The sequence below is a fragment of the Streptomyces sp. NPDC091281 genome (assembly GCF_044757425.1).
Taxonomy (GTDB): domain Bacteria; phylum Actinomycetota; class Actinomycetes; order Streptomycetales; family Streptomycetaceae; genus Streptomyces.
In genome coordinates this window covers 518,407-538,251 of record NZ_JBIVUY010000002.1, presented here as the reverse complement: position 1 = coordinate 538,251, position 19,845 = coordinate 518,407, and the positions used below count along the sequence as shown (strand labels likewise).

21 protein-coding genes are annotated in these 19,845 nt (G+C 73.1%); 8 read left to right on the top strand and 13 right to left on the bottom strand.

Going from position 1 to position 19,845, the window contains the following annotated elements; all coding sequences use genetic code 11:
• Nucleotides 1-196: 196 nt before the first annotated feature.
• Nucleotides 197-838, bottom strand: coding sequence for a DUF6758 family protein (locus ACIQPQ_RS06905; RefSeq protein ID WP_401300642.1), 642 nt, complete (start codon nt 836-838; stop codon nt 197-199).
• Between the two features lie 212 nt (nt 839-1,050).
• The gene (locus tag ACIQPQ_RS06900) at nt 1,051-1,635 is read right to left on the bottom strand and encodes a suppressor of fused domain protein (RefSeq protein WP_383777641.1); all 585 of its coding nucleotides are present in this window, start codon (nt 1,633-1,635) and stop codon (nt 1,051-1,053) included.
• A gap of 507 nt (nt 1,636-2,142) precedes the next feature.
• Between ACIQPQ_RS06900 and ACIQPQ_RS06895 the strand changes: the two genes are divergently transcribed.
• Both ACIQPQ_RS06895 and ACIQPQ_RS06890 read left to right on the top strand, forming a co-directional pair.
• A complete protein-coding gene (locus ACIQPQ_RS06895; protein WP_401300639.1) occupies nt 2,143-3,258 on the top strand; it encodes a magnesium and cobalt transport protein CorA in 1,116 nt (371 codons plus the stop codon).
• A gap of 42 nt (nt 3,259-3,300) precedes the next feature.
• A complete protein-coding gene (locus ACIQPQ_RS06890; RefSeq protein WP_401300636.1) occupies nt 3,301-3,888 on the top strand; it encodes a hypothetical protein in 588 nt (195 codons plus the stop codon).
• Nucleotides 3,889-3,934: 46 nt separating this feature from the next.
• Here ACIQPQ_RS06890 and ACIQPQ_RS06885 read toward each other — a convergent pair whose 3' ends face one another.
• A complete protein-coding gene (locus tag ACIQPQ_RS06885; protein ID WP_401301546.1) occupies nt 3,935-4,654 on the bottom strand; it encodes a hypothetical protein in 720 nt (239 codons plus the stop codon).
• Between the two features lie 259 nt (nt 4,655-4,913).
• On the opposite strand from ACIQPQ_RS06885, the gene ACIQPQ_RS06880 reads away from it, so the two are divergent.
• Genes ACIQPQ_RS06880 through ACIQPQ_RS06870 form a run of 3 tightly spaced genes read left to right on the top strand, consistent with a single transcriptional unit; the run spans nt 4,914 to nt 8,056 of the window.
• On the top strand, nt 4,914-6,260 hold the full coding sequence (locus ACIQPQ_RS06880) for a magnesium transporter MgtE N-terminal domain-containing protein (protein ID WP_401300633.1): 1,347 nt from the start codon (nt 4,914-4,916) through the stop codon (nt 6,258-6,260).
• Nucleotides 6,244-6,879 (top strand): DUF1003 domain-containing protein, encoded by a 636-nt coding sequence (locus ACIQPQ_RS06875; protein WP_401300630.1) that lies wholly within the window; start codon nt 6,244-6,246, stop codon nt 6,877-6,879. Before ACIQPQ_RS06880 ends, ACIQPQ_RS06875 begins: the two co-directional genes overlap by 17 nt.
• 43 nt (nt 6,880-6,922) lie before the next feature.
• Entirely contained in the window at nt 6,923-8,056 is a 1,134-nt protein-coding gene (locus ACIQPQ_RS06870) for an Mrp/NBP35 family ATP-binding protein (protein WP_401300627.1), read from the top strand.
• Between the two features lie 49 nt (nt 8,057-8,105).
• Here ACIQPQ_RS06870 and ACIQPQ_RS06865 read toward each other — a convergent pair whose 3' ends face one another.
• The 5 genes from ACIQPQ_RS06865 to sigE form a co-directional block, all read right to left on the bottom strand.
• Entirely contained in the window at nt 8,106-8,765 is a 660-nt protein-coding gene (locus ACIQPQ_RS06865; RefSeq protein WP_401300624.1) for a hypothetical protein, read from the bottom strand.
• A 234-nt stretch (nt 8,766-8,999) separates the two neighbouring features.
• Nucleotides 9,000-9,461 carry a sec-independent translocase gene (locus ACIQPQ_RS06860; RefSeq protein WP_401300621.1) on the bottom strand — a complete coding sequence of 154 codons (462 nt, stop codon included), beginning with the start codon at nt 9,459-9,461 and terminating at the stop codon, nt 9,000-9,002.
• Between the two features lie 149 nt (nt 9,462-9,610).
• On the bottom strand, nt 9,611-11,611 hold the full coding sequence (locus ACIQPQ_RS06855; RefSeq protein WP_401300619.1) for a trypsin-like peptidase domain-containing protein: 2,001 nt from the start codon (nt 11,609-11,611) through the stop codon (nt 9,611-9,613).
• 79 nt (nt 11,612-11,690) lie between these two features.
• A complete protein-coding gene (locus tag ACIQPQ_RS06850; protein ID WP_401300616.1) occupies nt 11,691-12,611 on the bottom strand; it encodes an anti-sigma factor family protein in 921 nt (306 codons plus the stop codon).
• Complete coding sequence (sigE, locus tag ACIQPQ_RS06845; protein ID WP_383777654.1) at nt 12,608-13,315, bottom strand: RNA polymerase sigma factor SigE; 708 nt, start codon at nt 13,313-13,315, stop codon at nt 12,608-12,610. Before sigE ends, ACIQPQ_RS06850 begins: the two co-directional genes overlap by 4 nt.
• A gap of 234 nt (nt 13,316-13,549) precedes the next feature.
• On the opposite strand from sigE, the gene ACIQPQ_RS06840 reads away from it, so the two are divergent.
• Nucleotides 13,550-14,248, top strand: a complete 699-nt coding sequence (locus ACIQPQ_RS06840) for an O-methyltransferase (RefSeq protein ID WP_401301543.1) — start codon at nt 13,550-13,552, stop codon at nt 14,246-14,248.
• A 182-nt stretch (nt 14,249-14,430) separates the two neighbouring features.
• Here the strand turns inward: ACIQPQ_RS06840 and ACIQPQ_RS06835 are convergent, their stop codons facing one another.
• Nucleotides 14,431-14,598 carry a DUF3117 domain-containing protein gene (locus ACIQPQ_RS06835; RefSeq protein WP_003966491.1) on the bottom strand — a complete coding sequence of 56 codons (168 nt, stop codon included), beginning with the start codon at nt 14,596-14,598 and terminating at the stop codon, nt 14,431-14,433.
• 378 nt (nt 14,599-14,976) lie between these two features.
• Here ACIQPQ_RS06835 and ACIQPQ_RS06830 point away from each other — a divergent pair, with 378 nt between their 5' ends.
• The gene (locus tag ACIQPQ_RS06830) at nt 14,977-15,780 is read left to right on the top strand and encodes an enoyl-CoA hydratase/isomerase family protein (protein WP_401300613.1); all 804 of its coding nucleotides are present in this window, start codon (nt 14,977-14,979) and stop codon (nt 15,778-15,780) included.
• Nucleotides 15,781-15,817: 37 nt separating this feature from the next.
• Here ACIQPQ_RS06830 and ACIQPQ_RS06825 read toward each other — a convergent pair whose 3' ends face one another.
• Both ACIQPQ_RS06825 and ACIQPQ_RS06820 read right to left on the bottom strand, forming a co-directional pair.
• On the bottom strand, nt 15,818-16,423 hold the full coding sequence (locus ACIQPQ_RS06825; RefSeq protein WP_383777657.1) for a DNA-3-methyladenine glycosylase I: 606 nt from the start codon (nt 16,421-16,423) through the stop codon (nt 15,818-15,820).
• A complete protein-coding gene (locus ACIQPQ_RS06820; protein WP_383777673.1) occupies nt 16,420-16,770 on the bottom strand; it encodes a DivIVA domain-containing protein in 351 nt (116 codons plus the stop codon). The genes ACIQPQ_RS06825 and ACIQPQ_RS06820 overlap by 4 nt, the downstream gene beginning before the upstream one ends.
• Nucleotides 16,771-16,936: 166 nt before the next feature.
• On the opposite strand from ACIQPQ_RS06820, the gene folP reads away from it, so the two are divergent.
• Complete coding sequence (gene folP, locus ACIQPQ_RS06815; RefSeq protein WP_401301540.1) at nt 16,937-17,797, top strand: dihydropteroate synthase; 861 nt, start codon at nt 16,937-16,939, stop codon at nt 17,795-17,797.
• A gap of 52 nt (nt 17,798-17,849) precedes the next feature.
• Here folP and ACIQPQ_RS06810 read toward each other — a convergent pair whose 3' ends face one another.
• Entirely contained in the window at nt 17,850-18,608 is a 759-nt protein-coding gene (locus ACIQPQ_RS06810) for a TIGR00730 family Rossman fold protein (protein WP_401300610.1), read from the bottom strand.
• A 120-nt stretch (nt 18,609-18,728) separates the two neighbouring features.
• On the bottom strand, nt 18,729-19,808 hold the full coding sequence (dapE, locus tag ACIQPQ_RS06805) for a succinyl-diaminopimelate desuccinylase (protein ID WP_401300607.1): 1,080 nt from the start codon (nt 19,806-19,808) through the stop codon (nt 18,729-18,731).
• Between the last annotated feature and the right edge of the window lie 37 nt (nt 19,809-19,845).

Below are 19,845 nucleotides of genomic sequence, written 5' to 3'. Positions count from 1 at the left end.
GGCGGCAGGGACGGCGAGGGCGGTGGGTGTGCGGCGGGGGTGCGCGGACGCCACTTCGGCGGGCGTACGGCGGCGTCTCCACGGACGTGGGTCCACGGCCACCCGGTCACCGCCGCCCATCCACAGCTACCCACTGGCTGCCGCCCGCTCACGGCCGCCCGCCCATCACTGCGGCCGCCCGTCCACCACCGCGCCCCTACGGTCGCAGCAGCCTCGGCGACAGCGCCCCGCACGGCACGAGTTCGACCTCCGCGCCCGCGTCCCGCAGGTCGGTCAGCACCAGTTCGTCGTACATGAGCAGCCCGGCGGGCTCGGGCCACACCACGGCCCACAGCCACAGCCCGCGCGCCTCGCCCGCGAAGACGGCCCGGTCGTCGGGGGCGCCGCTGACGTGCCAGAGGGGGGTGGGGCGGCCGACGGCGAGGACCTTGGCCTCGGGGGGCTTCTCCACGTCGAGGTACGGGCCGGGGTCGGGGCCGTCGACACCGGCGTAGTGCGCGCCGAGGCCGACGCCGAGTTCCTCCGCGACGAGGATCAGCTCGCCCATGCCGCCGAGGGGTCCGGGGCCCGAGCAGGCGACGGCGGTGGCCCGGCCGCCGCTGCGGTCGTCACCGGCGTAGGTCACGCCCGTGAAGAGCCAGCCGACCGGCAGGGGCCACGGCATCCACACCGGTACCTGCGTGCGGTGCACGACGACGTCGAGGGCCTCGACGCTGGGCGGGATCACGGGCTGGAGCGGATGCACCGCCCCGTGTGCGGCGCACTGCCAGGAATCGGCGAAGAGTCCGGGAGCCCTGACCCGGCCACCACACTTCGGGCAACTGGGTTCGCCCCTCATAAAGCCCCACGGTCCTACCCGATCCGGCCCACGTCAAGGACGATCACCCGTCCGGTCGGGAACCCGCACCGGCACCGGCCCGCCGGCCGGCGACCGCCGCACGCCACCGCCCCGCGGCCCCCACCGCTCCCCCGCAGCGCCGCGAACCGGCCCAACTGACGCACCCCGCGCACTGGTTGGTGAGCTTCCTCACGTGTCGTCAGCAGGTGCCGTCAGTCGAGCGGCACCGACCGCCGGGCCGGGTCGCGGAGATCGGTGCCGTGGGTGAGCCAGAGTTCCTGGAGGGCCTGCGCGCCGTGCACCCGCTTCCAGGCGGCCTCGTTCGGGGTCATCGGCAGCAGCGGCAGGAAGTGGACCGGGTCGAGGGGCGCGTCGAGGTCCAGGTCCTCGACCAGGCCGCCCGGCTCGGCGACCAGCACCGAGGTGAAGGGGGCGCCCGGCCAGAGCGGCTCGCCGACGTCCAGCGAGGCGCCGGGCGCCACGACGACGCCCTCGACCTGCGGGGACGCGGCGAGCACGGCGAGCGGGCGGAGCACCTTGTCGGTGTCGGCGGCACCGCCGCGGACGGACAGCACCAGTTCGGCGCGCGGGCCCTTCACCGGGTCGGCCAGCATCGCGGTGGGGTCGCCCATCGGCTGCGCGGACATGCCGAGCGTGGCGTAGCGGACGACGTCGCCCTCGTGGAAGCGGAGCACCTCGACCCGGTCGGTGCCGAGGAAGGTCACCGCGGCGCGCGCGTCCGGCTCGCCCAGCGCGGAACGCAACCGGGCCTCGACCAGAGGAAGAACGTCAACCATGCCGCGAGCATAGAACTCGTCAGTACCGGGCAAAGCAACGCCTTGACACTTCGGGCTGCTGCTACTCTTGCCCGGTGGTTCGGGGCAGCACGCAGAAGCGTCGCGATCAGGTCCCGACGCCGCAGGTATTCCCTTACGGGGGACCGGCTGGAGGAGGTGGGGCTGTCATGGATCGAAGTCGATCGTGCAGTACCACTCGCTCTTCCTGCCGCTGATGCAGCTCCGTAGCTCCGGCTGACCGCCGCCTCTTGCGTTCGCGTCCTCTTGTCGGAAGAGCACTTCGTTTCGTGGTACCGGATTCGATCGGTTCGCCCGATGCCTGTGATCCGTCTGGTCTGAAGCAGTAGCTGAGTCAGTAGCTGAACCCAGTAGCGAAACTCGCCACCGCGACGGTGCGGTGCTCCCCGCTTTGTGGACGTGCCAAACATCTGTAGTCAGAACGTCCCCATTCCGGGTAGTTCCACCCGTCGTCGGAGCCTTTCGCTGCCTGTCGCGAAGGAGCCTGCCTTGTCGATGATCCGCGACCTGCGTGCCGTCGTCCGCCCGTCCCGCCCCTCCCTGCGCAAGGACAGCGGCGCGTACGACACCACCCGTGACCCGGCGACGCCCTCGGCCGTCGTCGACTGCGCCGTCTACCGCGACGGCGCCCGCGTCGAGACCCCGACACCCCTCGCCCCGCACGAGGCGATGCGTCAAGTGCGCCGTGACGGCGGCTTCGTGTGGATCGGGCTGCACGAGCCGACGGAGAGTGAGTTCGCGGGCATCGCGGGCGAGTTCGGGCTGCACCCGCTGGCCGTGGAGGACGCCGTCCAGGCCCACCAGCGGCCCAAGCTGGAGCGCTACGACGACTCGCTGTTCACCGTGTTCAAGACGATCCACTACGTCGAGCACGACCGGCTCACCGCCAACAGCGAGGTCGTCGAGACCGGTGAGGTGATGTGCTTCACCGGGCAGGACTTCTTCATCACCGTCCGGCACGGCGGCCAGGGCTCGCTGCGGGCGCTGCGCCACCGGCTCCAGGACGACCCGGAACTGCTCGCCAAGGGCCCCTCCGCCGTGCTGCACGCCATCGCCGACCATGTGGTGGACGGCTACATCGCGGTCGCGGACGCGGTGCAGGACGACATCGACGAGGTCGAGACCGAGGTGTTCTCGCCCGGCCGCAAGGGCTCCCCGCGCGGCACGGACGCGAGCCGGATCTACCAACTCAAGCGCGAGGTACTGGAGTTCAAGCGCGCGGTGTCGCCGCTGCTCCGCCCGATGCAGCTGCTGAGCGAGCGGCCGATGCGGCTGGTCGACCCCGACATCCAGAAGTACTTCCGGGACGTCGCCGACCACCTCGCCCGCGTCCAGGAGCAGGTCATCGGCTTCGACGAACTCCTGAACTCGATCCTCCAGGCCAACCTGGCGCAGGCGTCGGTCGCGCAGAACGAGGACATGCGCAAGATCACCTCGTGGGCCGCCATCATCGCCGTCCCCACCATGGTCTGCGGGGTCTACGGCATGAACTTCGACCACATGCCGGAGCTGCGCTGGCGCTACGGCTACCCGATGGTGCTCGGGGTGACCGTGGTGATCTGTCTCGGCATCCACCGCACCCTGAAGCGCAACGGCTGGCTGTGACACCCCCGTGAGCCCCGTCGACCGCACCCCTAGGCTGGCCCCATGACATCCGAGCCGTCCCCGACCCGGCCGTCCCCGACCGGGGTGTCCGCGCGGGCCGGGGTCTCCCCGGCGCCGGAGGTGTTCGACCGGGCCCTCATCGAGGAGGCCACGAAGAAGTCCGGCCTCGTCTGGGTCCGGGGCCCCGGCGAGCGGGCCGAGCGGGCGCTGTGGCACGTGTGGCACGACGGCGCCGTCTGTCTGGTCGGCGACGGGCCCGGCGAGCAGCCGCTGCCGGGGCTGGCCGACGGCGCGACCGCCGAGGTGACCGTCCGCAGCAAGGACAAGGGCGGCCGGCTGGTCGTCTGGACCGCGCGGGTCACCCAGCTCGCCCCGGGCACCGAACCCTGGGACGCGGCCGTCGGCGAACTGAAGGGCAAGCGGCTCAACGCGCCCGACGGCGAGGCGATGACCGCCCGCTGGGCGAAGGAGTGCCGGGTGCTGCGCCTCGAACCGACCGGCGCCCCGCACCCGTTGCCCGACGGCGACCTCGCCGCCCGCCCCGTGCCGACCCCGGCCACCACCCGCAACCCGGCCCCGCCCGCACTGCCCCGCCTCCTGCTGCGCGGACGCCGCCGCCGCACGGGCTGACCCCCGGCCCGGTCCCCGCGCGGACGGCGCGGCCAGGATTCAGTACTCAGGACTCCGGAAGCTCCTTGCCGTAGTCGACCGTCTCGTCCTTGGACGGCTGTTCCAGGGTGAAGTCCTGGCCCCAGGCCGAGAAGGTCAGGGTCCCGGCGTCGCCCGCGCGGACCAGGCGCAGCGGGTAGGGCTTGCCCTCCAGGGACACGTCCAGGGTGCCGCCGGAGCCGCCGTCGCCGGTGACGCGGACGCTGCGCACCCCGCCGCGCTCGTGGTACCCGTCCTTGCCCAGCTTGCCGTGGAGCGTCAGTAGATCGCCGAGGAGGAGGTCCTTGTCCGTGAACCCGCTGAACTTCTTGTACGAGGGGTCCCCCGACGGCACCTTCACGTACTTGCCGTCGAGCTTGCCCGCCGCCGCCTCGTCGGAGGCGGTGCCGGACTTGCCGCTGCCGTCGTCGTGGTTCCAGAACGCGGCGTCCGCCTTGAGGAACAGCTGGTCGTCGACGCGCAGCAGATGGAAGGTGACGCCGTCGGCGGTGACCGACCCGGTGCCGCCCGCCGACTTCAGCCGCATGTCGAGCCGGTACGACGTCCCGCCCGCGACCACGCTGCCCGACAGCCGTACGGTGTCGACGGCCGCCGCCGCGCTCCGCGTCCTCGACTGGATCTTCTCGGGGGCCAGCTTGCCGACCCCGTTGGTGCCCGCGTCCGGGTCCTCGCTGCTGCACCCGGTGAGACCCGTCCCCGCCACGGCCAGCGCGCACACCGCGCTCATCAGTGCGGCACGGCGACGGACACGGACCTGGGCGTTCGACGTCACAGAGGGAGCTGCCTTTCTGCGGGGTACTCCTGAACGGCGTACCGCAGCGTACCGGGGTCCCCGGGAGCGGGCGGAGGCAGTACGTCCGCAGCCCTCACCAGGGCGTACCCGATCGGGACGGGCTAGCCTGAAGCCCGCACGACAGGGCAATCCGGGAGAGAGACCCACCCGCCGCACCGCGGAAGGGAACCACGTACCAGAGAGAGGTCCCGACATGGCAGCGGGCACACCCCGGATCTTCGTCTCCCACCTCGCCGGGGTGGCCGTGTTCGACCCCAACGGCGACTCGGTGGGGCGCGTGCGGGACCTGATCGTCATGCTGCGGGTCGGCCGCAGACCGCCGCGCCTGCTGGGCCTGGTCGTCGAACTGCCCACCCGGCGCCGCATCTTCCTCCCCATGACCCGGGTGACCAGCATCGAGTCCGGACAGGTCATCAGCACCGGTGTGCTGAACGTGCGGCGCTTCGAGCAACGGCCCACCGAGCGGCTGGCCTTCGGCGAACTGCTGGACCGGCGGGTGACGCTCGTCGAGACCGGCGAGGAGGCCACCGTCCTCGACGTGTCCGTACGGCAGCTGCCCGCCCGCCGGGACTGGGAGATCGACCGGGTCTTCGTGCAGAAGGGCCGCCGCGGCGGGGCCTTCCGGCGCGGCCGGGGCGAGAAGCTGACCGTGGACTGGTCGGCGGTGACCGGCTTCTCCCTGGAGGAGCACGGGCAGGGCGCGGAGAGCCTGCTCGCGACCTTCGAGCAGCTGCGCCCCGCCGACCTCGCCAACGTCCTGCACCACCTCTCCCCCAAGCGCCGCGCCGAGGTCGCCGCCGCCCTCGACGACGACCGGCTCGCGGACGTCCTGGAGGAGCTGCCGGAGGACGACCAGATCGAGATCCTCGGCAAGCTGAAGGAGGAGCGGGCGGCGGACGTCCTGGAGGCGATGGACCCCGACGACGCGGCCGACCTGCTGGCCGAGCTGCCCGAGGGCGACCAGGAGCGGCTGCTCAGCCTGATGCAGCCGGACGACGCGGCCGACATGCGGCGCCTGATGGCGTACGAGGAGCACACGGCGGGCGGTCTGATGACGACCGAGCCGATCGTGCTGCGGCCCGACGCCACGGTCGCCGACGCCCTCGCCCGGGTCCGCAACCCCGACCTCTCCCCCGCGCTCGCCGCGCAGGTCTACGTCTGCCGCCCGCCCGACGACACCCCGACCGGCAAGTACCTCGGCACGGTCCACTTCCAGCGGCTGCTGCGCGACCCGCCGTACACCCTGGTCAGCTCGATCGTCGACGACAGCCTCCAGTCGCTGGAGCCGGACGCGACGCTGCCGGTGGTCGCCGGGTTCTTCGCGGCGTACGACATGGTGGCGGCGCCCGTCGTCGACGACGCGGGGTCGCTGCTGGGGGTGGTGACGGTGGACGACGTCCTGGACCACATGCTGCCGGAGGACTGGCGGGAGACCGAGTACCACCTGGACGAGACGGGCGGCAGCACCTCTGAGCAGACCGGCTCAGACGTCCCGGCCGAGCTTTCGGAAGGGGGTGTTCCGGATGGCGGGCGAGCGTGAAGGCGGGAACCGTCCCGAGCGGGCCCACGCGGCCGGCGGCCCGGCCCGGGTCCGGCTGGACCAGCCGCGTCCGACCCGGCGCCGCCTCCTGCCCGAATGGGACCCGGAGGCCTTCGGGCGGCTGTCGGAGCGGATCGCGCGGTTCCTGGGCACCGGGCGGTTCATCGTCTGGATGACGATCGTCATCATCCTCTGGGTGGTGTGGAACATCTTCGCGCCGGGCGCCCTGCGCTTCGACCAGTACCCGTTCATCTTCCTGACCCTGATGCTGTCCCTCCAGGCCTCCTACGCGGCGCCGCTGATCCTGCTCGCGCAGAACCGGCAGGACGACCGCGACCGGGTCAACCTGGAGCAGGACCGCAAGCAGAACGAGCGGTCGATCGCCGACACCGAGTACCTCACACGTGAGATCGCCGCGCTGCGCATCGGCCTGGGCGAGGTCGCCACCCGGGACTGGATCCGCTCCGAACTCCAGGACATGGTGAAGGAACTGGAGGAACGCCGGGACGGCGACGGCCACCCGCACGGGAACGGGCCCGGACACCGGCACGGCAACGGGCACGGGCCCGGGGTATTCCCGGCAGATCGGACCGCGGGACGTGACGTAGAAGACCGGTGACGGGCATGACGGGGGCCACGCGCCGCGCCGTACCATCGTCCTTATGGTTACGGAAGACGCGGTGCGCGAAGCGCTGGCGACGGTGAACGACCCCGAGATCAACCGCCCCATCACCGAACTCGGGATGGTCAAATCGGTGGAGATCGGCGCGGACGGAGCGGTCGCGGTCACCGTCTACCTGACGGTCTCCGGCTGCCCGATGCGCGACACGATCACGCAGCGCGTCACCGACGCGGTCTCCGGGGTCGCGGGCGTCACCCGCGTCGCCGTCACGCTGGACGTGATGAGCGACGAGCAGCGCAAGGAGCTGGCGACGGCCCTGCGCGGCGGCCAGACCGAGCGCGAGGTCCCCTTCGCGAAACCGGGCTCGCTGACCCGTGTGTACGCGGTCGCGTCCGGCAAGGGCGGCGTCGGCAAGTCGTCGGTCACCGTGAACCTGGCGGCGGCGATGGCGGCCGACGGCCTGAAGGTCGGGGTCGTGGACGCCGACATCTACGGCCACAGCGTGCCGCGCATGCTGGGCGCGGACGGCCGCCCCACCCAGGTCGAGAACATGATCATGCCGCCGTCGGCGCACGGCGTGAAGGTCATCTCCATCGGCATGTTCACGCCGGGCAACGCCCCGGTCGTGTGGCGCGGCCCGATGCTCCACCGGGCGCTCCAGCAGTTCCTCGCGGACGTCTACTGGGGCGACCTGGACGTCCTCCTGCTCGACCTGCCGCCCGGCACCGGTGACATCGCGATCTCCGTCGCCCAGCTGGTGCCGAACGCGGAGATCCTGGTCGTGACGACGCCCCAGCAGGCGGCGGCCGAGGTGGCGGAGCGGGCGGGCTCCATCGCCGTGCAGACCCACCAGAAGATCGTCGGCGTGGTCGAGAACATGTCCGGGCTGCCCTGTCCGCACTGCGACGAGATGGTCGACGTGTTCGGCACCGGCGGCGGGCAGGTCGTCGCCGACGGCCTCACCCGCACCATCGGCGCCACCGTCCCGGTCCTCGGCAACATCCCGATCGACGTGCGGCTCCGCGAGGGCGGCGACGAGGGCCGCCCGGTCGTGCTGAGCGACCCGGACTCCCCGGCGGGCTCGGCGCTGCGCGCCATCGCGGGCAAGCTCGGCGGCCGCCAGCGCGGCCTGTCGGGGCTGTCGCTGGGGATCACCCCGCGCAACAAGTTCTGACACCGTCCGGGCGGGGGCGCCGCACGGCGCCCCGCCCCGGCCGGTCGCCTCACTCGTACGCGGCGATGTCCTTGACCTCGGAGAAGCCCAGGCCGTAGGCGCTCATGCCCCGGCCGTACGCGCCGAGGTGGACCCCGGCCTGCGTGGACCCGGCCAGCACCCAGCCGAACTCGGACTCGCGGTAGTGGAAGGGCGTCGGGACGCCGTCCACCGGGAGGGACAGCGTGGACCAGTCCTCGCCGTCCAGGTCGTCGGCGAGCACCCACGCCGTCTCGGTCTGCTGCTCCAGCCAGTCGTCCCGCAGGCTGTGGTCCATCTGGCCCGGCCAGGTGTACGACAGCAGCCCGACGCCCGCCAGCCAGGCCGCCGAGGAGACCGAGGTGGCCTCCAGGACGCCGGTGCCGTCGGCGCTGCGCCGGACGGGGTTGGCGGCGACGGTGACGACGGCGGCGAACCGACCGCGGTCCTCCCCCGCCGTCTCGTGCCGTACGGAGGGCTCGTCGCCGTGCCCGATCGAGCCGTGCTCGACGGTGCCGTCGGCCGCCGCGCCGACCTGCATCAGCCAGCGGGGTCCCGTGAAGGCCTCGTCGAGGCCGTACCAGGGGAAGGCCGCCTCCAGGTAGCCGTCGACCGTGCGCCGGGCGGAGGGGACCTGCTGTCCGTCCTCCGCGGCCGGTGCCTGTGCGACTGCTTGACTCGTCGTCTCCATGCCCGGACGCCTCCTCGCTCTCGGCGGACCCCTCCGGCCCGCCCCCCTTCGGGCGTCGGCGGCGGTCCGCACAACAACCAGGCAGCATAGCCACCCCGCCGCCGGGTCAGGGGCAGCCGCCCGGTGCGCGGGGCGTGCTCCCCCTCACATCGGGGGAGCGCCGAGGGGTCAGATGGAGCAGGCGGGCCTGGACGGAGCCGTGCCGGACGGGGTCGCGTACGGCGCCGGACGGGGTCAGGTGGCGTCGGCGTCGAAAGGCGGGCGGTCGTCGTGGGCCGGCGTCTCGGGCTTTTTGGTCATGTCGAGCCGGGGGGCCGAACCGGTCGACCCGTTCGCCGCGGCGGACCCGCCGGATGCGGCCGGGGTGTCGGTGTCGCGGTGGTGGACCGCGTCCGTGACCTCTGCCATCTCCTTCTTCAGGTCGAAGCCGTTGCGGATCTCCTTGAGCCCCAGGTCCTCGTTGTCCAGCTGCTTGCGGATGAAGGTCTTGGGGTTGAGGTCCTCGAACTCGAAGTCCTTGAAGTCCGGGCCGAGTTCCTGCCGGATGTCCTGCTTGGCGCTGTCGGAGAACTCGCGGATCTTCCGGACGGTGCGCATCACGTCCTGGATGACCTTCGGGAGCTTGTCCGGACCGAAGACGAGCACGGCCAGGACGACGATCGTCACCAGCTCTAGCGGTCCTATGTCATTGAACACCTGAAGCTCCTTGCGATGTCCGCGGTCCTCTGGCCTCGGCCGGGACCACGGTACCTGTCGTACCTGTCCGACCGGTACCGTCCCGCCCCGTCCGACGTGCGGGAGCGGGTGCCCGGCGCCGGATTTTTCCCGCGGTTGACCCGCACGGGTCAGTCGTCGCCCGGGGAGTCGAGGACCAGGGAGACGGCGCGCTCCTGCCCGTCGCGGTCGACGGTCAGCTCCAGCCGGTCGCCGGGGCGGTGGGCGCGGATGCGCACGATCAGTTCCTCGCCCGAGCGGACGGGCCGCCCGTCGACGGCTTTGATGATGTCGCCGGGCCGGATTCCGGCCCGGTCCGCGGGGCCGCCCTCGGTGACGGGGGCGCCGCCGCCCGCGCCCTTGGTGCCGACGCGGGCTCCGTCGCCGTCGTAGTCCATGTCGAGGGTGACGCCGATCACGGGGTGGGTGGCGTGGCCGGTGTTGATCAGTTCCTCGGCGACGCGGCGGCCCTGGTTGACGGGGATGGCGAAGCCGAGGCCGATCGAACCGGCCTGTCCGGTGTCGGGGCTCGTGCCGTCGGCGGCGGAGCGGATGGCGGAGTTGATGCCGATGACGCGGCCGTTCGTGTCGAGGAGGGGGCCGCCGGAGTTGCCCGGGTTGATCGGCGCGTCGGTCTGGAGGGCGTCGACGTACGACACGTCGCTGCCGTCGGCGCGGCCGCCTCCGGCGGTGATCGGGCGTTCCTTGGCGCTGATGATGCCGGAGGTGACGGTGCCCTCCAGGTCGAAGGGGGCGCCGATGGCCACGACCGGGTCGCCGACCTGCACGTTGTCGGAGTTGCCGAGGGGCAGGGGCTTGAGGCCCCGGACGCCGGTGACGCGGACGACGGCGAGGTCGTAGCCGCTGTCCCGGCCGACGATCTCGGCCTGGGCGGTCTGGCCGCCGTTGAAGACGACGGATATCTTGCCGCCGGACCCGGCGGGCGCCACGACGTGGTCGTTGGTGAGGATGTGGCCGCGCGTGTCGAGGACGAAGCCGGTGCCGGTGCCCGCCTCGTCGCTCCCGCTGACGTGCAGGGTGACGACGCTGGGCAGGGCTCGCGCGGCGATGCCCGCGACGCTGTCCGCGGCACGGTGGGTGGGCTCGGCGGCGGCCTGCGGCAACTGCACGCCCCCGCCGACGCCGCCGTCGCGCTCCAGCTGGGCGCCCACGACGCCGCCGAGGCAGCCGGACAGCAGCGCGATCCCGGCCGCGCCGACGATCAGCCGGCCGCGCCGTCGCCGACGCCACCGCTCCGCACTGACCAGCCCGCCCCCGCTCTCCTGGAGCGGCCCCCCGGCGAGGGGCCGCACGGCCCAGGGGTCGTAGCGGCGCCAGGGGTCGCCGTCCCCCTCCGGCACGGGCGGCACGGACTCGCCTCCGTGTCCGGCCCCAGGGGCCTCAGTGGCGTACCCGGCCTCGGGGGCGGGATGCGGCACAAGGGGGGCTTCGGCGGGCGGCGTCGGCGCGGGCGCGGCGGCTTCGCTCGCCGGTGCGGGCGGTACGAGCGGATCGGCGTCCGGGCCCGGCACGGGCGGTACGGGGAGGGCGGCTCCCGGCGTGGACGTGGTCGCCGGGTGCTGTACGGGTGGTGCGGGCGCCCAGGGGCCCGGCTGCCCGTACGGCGGGGTGCCGTACGGGTCGGGGGCGTGCAGGGGCTCGGGGTGTCCGGCGGGCGCGGGTGGGACGGCGGGGGCGACGGGTGGGGCCGAGGAGACGCTCTCGGTGTGCTGCCGGACTCCGTCTCCTGGGACCGGCTGTACGTCGGCCGAGGGCGCGGGCGGCGCCGTGTCGGGCGCGAACGGCGGGACCGCCTCCGGGCGCGGGGTCCCGGTTCCGGACGGCAGCGCGCCCGCCTCGCTCGGCGGCTCCGGTGGAGAGGACTGGGCCGGTCCGGACGGCCCGGTCAGTTCGTAGTCGCCGTCGGCGTCCGGCGTTCCGGCACCGGCGCCCCCGTCGGCGTCCGGCAGCCCGGCACCGGCAACCCCGGCCGTGTCCGCCTCCCCCGGCCGCGAGGCCCACGCGGCACCCGGTGCGGGTCGGCTGGGCGGCACGTCCGTGTCGGGTCGGTCGCTGTCGGGTCGGTCGCTGTCGGACCGGGCCGTCGTCTCCGTGGGCTCGCGCTCGTCCATGCTCTCCCCGTACTCAGGCTCGCACTCCGCCGCCGCACCCCTGGGGAGCGGTTTCCCTGGATTCAACCAGGTTCGCGGGTCAGCGGGCGTCGCGCGGAGGTGAGGAGGAGGTGGGGAGGGCCTGGGCCCCCGGAGCGGTGGTGCCCCAGGCGGTGAGGGAGACCGGTGGGGTGGTGGACAGCGGACGTATCAACGGGGACATGGCGGCGGCGCCCGCCAGCATGGGGGCGGCGAGCCGGTGCAGGGGGTGCACGGCGACCGGGGCGGGGATGCCGGGCAGCAGGGGCGCGGCGGCCCGGGTCGGGGCGGCCGGGGTCTCCCCGAGCTGGCCGCCCTGGGAGAGAAGCAGGCCCGTGGAGCGGCGGCGCTGGCTGTCGGAGGCCGCCGCGGCGCCGGTGCCGGGGCTGCGCGCCGGGGTGACGTTGCTGCCGACGCCGGAGCCGCGGGCGTCGGTGTCGGTGGGGGCGCCGGTGGTGATGCCGCCCAGCGCGATCGCGGCGAGCGACACCGCGCCGGCCGCGACGAAGGCGAGCCGCATGCTGCGCGAACGCTCCGCGTCGGACCGGCCGACCGGGTGGATGCGGAAGCCGCGCTCGGTGGCCGGGGTGAGGACGGAGCCGTGGTCGCGGGCGGGGACGTAGCCGAACTCGAAGGGTTCGTCGCGCCGTCCGCCGAGGCCGTCGGGCAGGCCGGGGAAACCGGACAGGCCGACGCCGGTGCCGAAGCCGCCGAGCGGGGGCATCCGGTCGTCGTCGGCGCCGCCTCCGCCGGGCAGGCCCTGGAGGCGGGCCAGGAAGCTCTCGGACGGGGCGGGCGGGGCCACCTCGGCGAAGACGTTCTTCAGCCGGCGCTGGGCGTCGACCTCGGTCTTGCACTTGGGGCAGGTGGCGACGTGCGCCAGGACGCGTTCGCGGGCGTCATGGCTCAGCTCGCCGTCCACGAGGGCGGAGAGCCGGTCGCCGAGATGCTGCTCTGCGGGGGTAGGACGGGTGCCACTCACGCGGTCGCGCCCCCTCCTCCCAGAGCGGGCACGCGGGCCGTGAACGGACGGCGGGAGCGGGCCTCGGGGGAACGGTGGGCCAGGGCCTTGCGCAGCTGGGAGCGGCCGCGGTGGATGCGGGAGCGGACGGTGCCGAGCTTGACGCCGAGGGTGGCGGCGATCTCCTCGTAGGACAGGCCCTCGATGTCGCACAGGACGACGGCCGCGCGGAACTCGGGCGCGAGGGTGTCGAGGGCCTGCTGGACGTCCGCGTCGAAGTGGGCGTCGTTGAAGACCTGCTGCGGGGAGGGTTCCTTGCTGGGCAGCCGCTCGGCCGCGTCGTCGCCGAGGGCGTCGAAGCGGATGCGCTGCTTGCGGCGGACCATGTCCAGGAAGAGGTTGGTGGTGATGCGGTGCAGCCAGCCCTCGAAGGTGCCCGGCGTGTAGGTCGACAGGGAACGGAAGACCCGGACGAAGACCTCCTGGGTGAGGTCCTCGGCGTCGTGCTGGTTGCCCGTGAGGCGGTAGGCGAGCCGGTAGACCCGGCCGCTGTGCATGCTGACGATCTCCTCCCACGTGGGCGGAGTCCACGCCTGCCCGTCCGCGTCGGTGGCGAAGGTCGCGGTCTGGGCGCGGCCGTCGGCGGCACCGGCGGCGTGGCTGTGGTCAGCGGTGTCGTTCACGGATTTCGGCCTTCCCGCTGATCCGAGGAAGCGCCGGAGCACTCCTCCCCGATCCACAGGCGCGGCCGCACCTCCCCTGTCGGCTCTGGTGGTGTCCAGTGGAGCCCCTACCATAGCCACCTCGCCCGTTAGCTCCGGATAAGCGGTTTTACGAGAAATTGATCTGGGCTGACACGGCTCATGCGGCTGCGTCAGCACTTGCTCGCCGTCCCGTTCCTGATCGTGATCCAACTGTGTCCCCCCGTGGTCCGTACACCCCTTCAAACGTCCGGTCCCATCAGCAGGTTCCCGGCGCAAACGGATACAGTCACGCCGAGGCAACCACGGGGACAGGAGAGGGCCATCACCGGCAACCGGCAGACGAGCTGGGCGTTCGCCGACGCCTATGTCGCCGAGGACGAAGCGCTGCGCTGGGCCCGTGACCGGGCCCGCGAGGCAGGGCTGCGCTCGGTGTCGCCCAGCACGGGCGCGGCCCTCCGTCTGCTCGCCGCCACCGTCGACGCGAAGGCGGTCGCCGAGATCGGCACCGGTACCGGCGTCTCGGGCATCCACCTGCTGCACGGCATGCGTCCCGACGGCGTCCTGACGACCGTGGACCCGGAGCCGGAGCACCAGCAGTTCGCCCGGCAGGCCTTCCGTGCCTGCGGCTTCGCCAGCAACCGGGCCCGCTTCATTCCGGGCCGGGCGCTGGACGTGCTGCCCCGCCTCGCGGACGCGGGCTACGACCTGGTGTTCTGCGACGGTGACCGGCTGGAGGTCATGGACTACCTCGCTGAATCGTTGCGCCTTCTGCGGTCGGGCGGGCTGGTGGTCTTCGAGGGCGTCTTCGCCAGCGGCCGCACCATCGACTCCGGCCCGCAGCCCACCGAGGTCATACGGGTCCGCGAGCTGCTGCGCGCGGTGCGCGAGAGCCAGGAACTGGTGCCGTCCCTCCTCCCGGTCGGCGACGGCCTCCTCTGCGCGGTCAAGCGCTAGGCCGGTTCCACGACGTCCCGCCCGGCGGGCCGCCGCCCACGGGTCGCCGCCCGCGGCCCCCGCACGCGTCTGGCCGGATTAGGCCGTTCGAGTTACCGCGCTTCGGACATCCCACCCGAAAAAGCCGTCCCGGCACCCAAAAAGGATGCCGGGACGGCTGAAAGGGCATGGACGCTCGTGCGTCAGCCGACGACCTTCTTGAGGGCGTCGCCGAGCGCGTCGGCCTCGTCAGGGGTCAGCTCGACGACGAGTCGACCGCCGCCTTCGAGCGGAACGCGCATGACGATGCCCCGCCCCTCCTTGGTCACCTCGAGCGGGCCATCGCCCGTCCGCGGCTTCATGGCCGCCATGCTCGTTCCCCTTCCTGAAACCAGCTCACGTCAAAGCCGACGGCCCTGGAGGGCACGCAAGGCCCAGCATGGGACCCACGACACCGGCATCGAACACATTGCTTCCCAGCCATTATCCCGCATCTCAGGACCCGATGACCAACATCGGTCGGCATCGCTTGGGCAACGCGCGCGATCAAAACCACTCATTTCGGCGGTGTGACTGCGATACTTCGCGCCCGCACGCACTTCCGGCCCCCGAAAATCGTCCGGATTTCTTTGACGCAGGTCACACGGACGGCACCGCCCCCGTCCCGCATGCTGTCCTTGGCGCGGCGGCGTACCGGTCGGTACGCGTCCGCCGAGACACCGGACCCGAGACACCGGAGGGGACATTCCATGGCCGACACCGTGCTCTACGAGGTGAGCGACGGACTCGCGACGATCACCCTGAACCGCCCGGAGGCGATGAACGCGCTGAACGTCGCGACGAAGGTCGCGCTGCGCGAGGCGGTGCTCTCGGCGGCCGGGGACGCCGCCGTGCGCGCGGTGCTGCTGACCGCCGCCGGTGACCGGGCCTTCTGCGTGGGCCAGGACCTCAAGGAGCACATCGGGCTGCTCGCCTCCGACCGCGAGTCCGGGACGCAGCACACCATGGCGACGGTCCGGGAGCACTACAACCCGATCGTGCGCGCGCTGGCCGAGGCGCCGAAGCCGGTCGTCGCCGCCGTGAACGGGGTCGCGGCCGGGGCGGGCTTCGGGTTCGCGCTCGCCGCGGACTACCGGATCGTCGCGGACACCGCGGGCTTCAACACCTCGTTCGCGGGGGTGGCCCTGACCGGCGACTCCGGGATCTCCTGGACGCTGCCGCGGGTGGTGGGCCCCGGCCGCGCCTCCGACCTGCTGCTCTTCCCGCGCAACGTGGGCGCGCAGGAGGCGTACGAGCTGGGGATCGCCAACCGGGTCGTCCCCGCGGACCAGCTGCGGGCGGAGGCCGGGAAGGTGGCGCGGACCCTCGCCGAGGGGCCGACGGTGGCGTACGCGGCGCTGAAGGAGGCGGTGGCCTACGGGTTCTCGCACACCTTCGCGGAGACGCTGGAGAAGGAGGACGAGCTCCAGGGTCGCGCCGGACGGTCCGAGGACCACGCGATCGCGGTGCAGGCGTTCGTGAACAAGGAGAAGCCGAAGTACCTCGGCCGCTGAGCCGGGCGGCGGCCACCCCGCGGGGTGGCCGCGCCGGTCAGGCGCGGGCGCCCCGCGCGGCGCAGCCCGCGAGGTGGTCGTCGACGAGCCCGCAGGCCTGCATCAGCGCGTACGCGGTGGTGGGGCCGACGAAGCGCAGGCCGCGCTTCTTGAGCGCCTTGGAGAGCGCCGTGGACTCGGGGGTGACGGCGGCGACGTCCCCGAGGGTCACCGGGACCGGGCGGCCGGCGGCGTCGGGGGCGTGGGACCAGATCAGCGCGTCCAGGTCGCCCGGTGTCCAGCCGGCCAGTTCGCGCGCGTTGGCGAGCGTGGCGTCGACCTTGGCGCGGTTGCGGATGATGCCGGGGTCGGCGAGCAGCCGTACGCGGTCCTCGTCGGTGAACTCGGCCACCGTGGCGATCTTGAAGTCGGCGAAGGCGGCGCGGAAGCCGGGGCGGCGGCGGAGGATCGTGATCCAGGACAGGCCGGACTGGAAGGCCTCCAGGCTGAGCCGTTCGAAGAGGGCGTCGTCGCCGTGGACGGGGCGGCCCCACTCCTCGTCGTGGTAGGTGACGTAGTCCGGGGTGGACAGCGCCCAGGGGCAGCGCGGGACGCCGTCGGCGCCGGGCAGGGCGGCGCCTTCCACGGCGGGGGTCTCGCTCACTGCTGGTCCTCCGGGGCTGGCTTCTCCATCGAGACCTGCGGCCCGGACGCGTGGGCGCCGCTGAGGGCGCTCTCCAGCTCGGAGATCCGGGCGTCGCGTTCGGCGAGTTCGGCGCCGAGGCGGTTGAGGGCGTCGTCGACGTCGGCCATGCGGTAGCCGCGGGCGGCGAGCGGGAAGCGGAGGTGGTCGACGTCGGCGCGGTCGAGGGGGCGGTCCGGGGGCAGCGGGTCGTGCAGCCGCTCGGGCGCGGCCTCGGGGAGCGGTCCGGTGCCCTCGCCGCCGCCCACCACGGCGAGTGTCACCGCGGCCACCACGACGGCCAGCGCGATGACCAGGAAGAAGAACATAACCATCGGTGGGTCCCCACGCTCGCGGTGCTCGTCAGCGGATGTGTCAGGGTCGATCGTGCCATGCGGGGGCGGCGGTTAGGGTCGCAGGCGGCGGATGTCCGGCTCGTACCGGACGCGCGGGACATACGGAACGTCCGGGATGTACGACGAGAGGGCGCAGGCGATGCTCAGGCTGGGCAGGCGGGAATTCGGTGACCGGGAGCCGGTCGTGATGGCGATCGTGAACCGCACCCCGGACTCGTTCTACGACCAGGGCGCGACGTTCCGCGACGAGCCCGCCCTCGCCCGGGTGGAGCAGGCGGTCGCGGAGGGCGCCGCGATCATCGACATCGGCGGGGTGAAGGCGGGGCCCGGCGAGGAGGTGTCCGCCGAGGAGGAGGCGCGGCGCACGGTCGGCTTCGTGGCCGAGGTGCGGCGGCGTTTCCCGGACGTGGTGATCAGTGTGGACACCTGGCGGGCCGAGGTGGGGGCGGCGGTGTGCGAGGCGGGCGCCGATCTGCTGAACGACGCGTGGGGCGGGGTCGATCCGGGGCTTGCGGAGGTCGCGGCGCGGTACGGCGTCGGGCTGGTGTGCACGCACGCGGGCGGCGCCGAGCCGCGTACCCGGCCGCACCGGACCACGTACGACGACGTCATGGCGGACATCCTGCGGGTGACCGTGGGGCTCGCGGAGCGGGCGGCGGGGCTGGGGGTGCCGCGGGAGTCGATCCTGATCGATCCGGGGCACGACTTCGGGAAGAACACCCGGCACAGCCTGGAGGCGACGCGGCGGCTCGGGGAGATGGTGGAGACGGGGTGGCCGGTGCTGGTGTCCCTGTCCAACAAGGACTTCGTCGGGGAGACGCTGGACCGGCCGGTGAAGGAGCGGGTGGTGGGCACGCTCGCCACGACGGCGGTGTCGGCGTGGCTGGGGGCGCGGGTCTACCGGGTGCACGAGGTGGCGGAGACGCGGCAGGTGCTGGACATGGTGGCCTCGATCGCCGGGCACCGGCCGCCCGCGGTGGCCCGGCGGGGACTCGCGTAGGCCGCGAGCCCCCTGCCGGTCGGCGGGCCTGCCGGGCGGCGGGCCCGCTCGGTCAGCGCCCGGCTTCCTTGGAGACCAGGGCGACGGCCTCCTCCACGTCGTCGGTGACGTGGAAGAGGAGGAGGTCCTTCTCGGAGGCCTTGCCCTGGGCGATCAGGGTGTTCTTGAGCCAGTCGACGAGCCCGCTCCAGTACTCCGTGCCGAACAGCACGATCGGGAAGCGGGTCACCTTCTGGGTCTGGACCAGGGTGAGCGCCTCGAACAGCTCGTCCAGCGTGCCGAGACCGCCGGGCAGGACCACGAACCCCTGGGCGTACTTGACGAACATCATCTTCCGGACGAAGAAGTACCGGAAGTTCAGGCCGATGTTCACGTACGGGTTGAGGCCCTGCTCGAAGGGCAGTTCGATGCCGAGGCCGACCGAGGTGCCGCCCGCTTCTGCGGCGCCCTTGTTGGCCGCCTCCATCGCGCCGGGTCCGCCGCCGGTGATGACCGCCCAGCCCGCGTCGACGAGCGCGCCGCCGAGCCGGACGCCCGCCTCGTACTCGGCGGAGTCCGCCGGGGTGCGGGCGGAGCCGAACACGCTGATGGCGGGCGGGAGTTCGGCGAGGGTGCCGAAGCCCTCGATGAACTCGGACTGGATGCGCAGCACCCGCCAGGGGTCGGTGTGCACCCAGTCGGAGGGTGCCCGCTCGTCGAGCAGCCGCTGGTCGGTGGTGCTGGCCTGGACCTGGTCCCGTCTGCGGAGGACCGGTCCCAGGCGCTGCTCCTCCGGTGGCTGCCGCTTGCCCTCCGGGTTGCCTGTAGCCATGTGAACTCCCTCCGCTAGCAGTCGTTCCACCTCAGCGTAGATCCACGCGGGTTACGGGCGGGGGACGTCGGCGTGTCCGCCCTCCGGCGCGCGTGGGCCGGTCCGCCGTCCGCGGCGGTGTCAGGCCGTCAGCCAGGCGCGCAGGCGCTCCTCGCCCGCGAGGATCTTCGCCGTCTCCACCCGCTCGTCGCGGCGGTGGGCGAGGTGCGGGTTGCCGGGGCCGTAGTTGACGGCCGGGATGCCGAGCGCGGCGAAGCGGGAGACGTCGGTCCAGCCGTACTTGGGCTGCGGGGTGCCGCCGACGGCGTCGATGAAGGCGGCGGCGGCCGGGTGGGAGAGGCCGGGCAGGGCGGCGCCGCTGTGGTCGTCGACCGTGAACTCCTCGACGCCGCAGCCGTCGAAGACCTCCCGGACGTGGGCGAGGGCTTCCTCGGGGGTGCGGTCGGGCGCGTAGCGGAAGTTGACCTTGACGACGCACTCGTCGGGGATGACGTTGCCCGCGACGCCGCCGGTGATGCCGACCGCGTTGAGGCCCTCGCGGTACTCCAGGCCGTCGATCACCGGGGAGCGCGGCTCGTAGGCGGCGAGGCGGGCGAGGATCGGGGCGGCGGCGTGGATCGCGTTGGAGCCCATCCAGCCGCGCGCCGAGTGGGCCCGCTCGCCCTGGGTGCGCAGCAGGACCCGCAGGGTGCCCTGGCAGCCGCCCTCGACCTGGCCGTCGGAGGGTTCGAGCAGCACCGCGAAGTCGCCCGCCAGCCAGTCCGGGTGGGCCTCGGCGACGTGGCCGAGGCCGTTGAGGTGGGCGGCGACCTCCTCGTTGTCGTAGAAGACGAAGGTGAGGTCGCGGTTGGGGGCGGGGACGGTGGCCGCGATCCGCAGCTGGACGGCGACCCCGGCCTTCATGTCGCAGGTGCCGCAGCCCCAGAGCACGCCGTCCTCGTCCAGCCGGGAGGGCACATTGTCCGCGATGGGGACGGTGTCGATGTGCCCGGCGAGGATCACCCGCTCCGCCCGGCCGAGCCGGGTCCGGGCCACCACGTTGTTGCCGTGGCGGTCCACGGTGAGGTGCGGCAGCGCGCGCAGGGCGGTCTCGATCGCGTCCGCGAGCGGCTTCTCGGTGCCGCTCTCGGAAGGGAAGTCGACCAGCCGCGCGGTCAGCAGGGCGGCGTCCAGCGTGAGGTCAAGCGGGGTCTCGGCCATGGCCATGACCCTAATGCCCGGCAGGTTCCGGGCATCC

Excerpts from the sequence above, each read along its gene's own strand:
- ACIQPQ_RS06905 (WP_401300642.1), bottom strand. The coding sequence starts at position 838 with ATGAGGGGCGAACCCAGTTGCCCGAAGTGTGGTGGCCGGGTCAGGGCT.
- ACIQPQ_RS06865 (WP_401300624.1), bottom strand. The coding sequence starts at position 8,765 with ATGGAGACGACGAGTCAAGCAGTCGCACAGGCACCGGCCGCGGAGGAC.
- ACIQPQ_RS06830 (WP_401300613.1), top strand. The coding sequence starts at position 14,977 with ATGGCCGACACCGTGCTCTACGAGGTGAGCGACGGACTCGCGACGATC.
- ACIQPQ_RS06820 (WP_383777673.1), bottom strand. The coding sequence starts at position 16,770 with ATGTTCTTCTTCCTGGTCATCGCGCTGGCCGTCGTGGTGGCCGCGGTG.
- ACIQPQ_RS06880 (WP_401300633.1), top strand. The coding sequence starts at position 4,914 with ATGGCAGCGGGCACACCCCGGATCTTCGTCTCCCACCTCGCCGGGGTG.
- ACIQPQ_RS06890 (WP_401300636.1), top strand. The coding sequence starts at position 3,301 with ATGACATCCGAGCCGTCCCCGACCCGGCCGTCCCCGACCGGGGTGTCC.
- ACIQPQ_RS06855 (WP_401300619.1), bottom strand. The coding sequence starts at position 11,611 with ATGGACGAGCGCGAGCCCACGGAGACGACGGCCCGGTCCGACAGCGAC.
- ACIQPQ_RS06835 (WP_003966491.1), bottom strand. The coding sequence starts at position 14,598 with ATGGCGGCCATGAAGCCGCGGACGGGCGATGGCCCGCTCGAGGTGACC.
- dapE (WP_401300607.1), bottom strand. The coding sequence starts at position 19,808 with ATGGCCGAGACCCCGCTTGACCTCACGCTGGACGCCGCCCTGCTGACC.
- ACIQPQ_RS06810 (WP_401300610.1), bottom strand. The coding sequence starts at position 18,608 with ATGGCTACAGGCAACCCGGAGGGCAAGCGGCAGCCACCGGAGGAGCAG.
- ACIQPQ_RS06885 (WP_401301546.1), bottom strand. The coding sequence starts at position 4,654 with ATGAGCGCGGTGTGCGCGCTGGCCGTGGCGGGGACGGGTCTCACCGGG.
- ACIQPQ_RS06900 (WP_383777641.1), bottom strand. The coding sequence starts at position 1,635 with ATGGTTGACGTTCTTCCTCTGGTCGAGGCCCGGTTGCGTTCCGCGCTG.
- ACIQPQ_RS06875 (WP_401300630.1), top strand. The coding sequence starts at position 6,244 with ATGGCGGGCGAGCGTGAAGGCGGGAACCGTCCCGAGCGGGCCCACGCG.
- ACIQPQ_RS06870 (WP_401300627.1), top strand. The coding sequence starts at position 6,923 with ATGGTTACGGAAGACGCGGTGCGCGAAGCGCTGGCGACGGTGAACGAC.
- folP (WP_401301540.1), top strand. The coding sequence starts at position 16,937 with ATGCTCAGGCTGGGCAGGCGGGAATTCGGTGACCGGGAGCCGGTCGTG.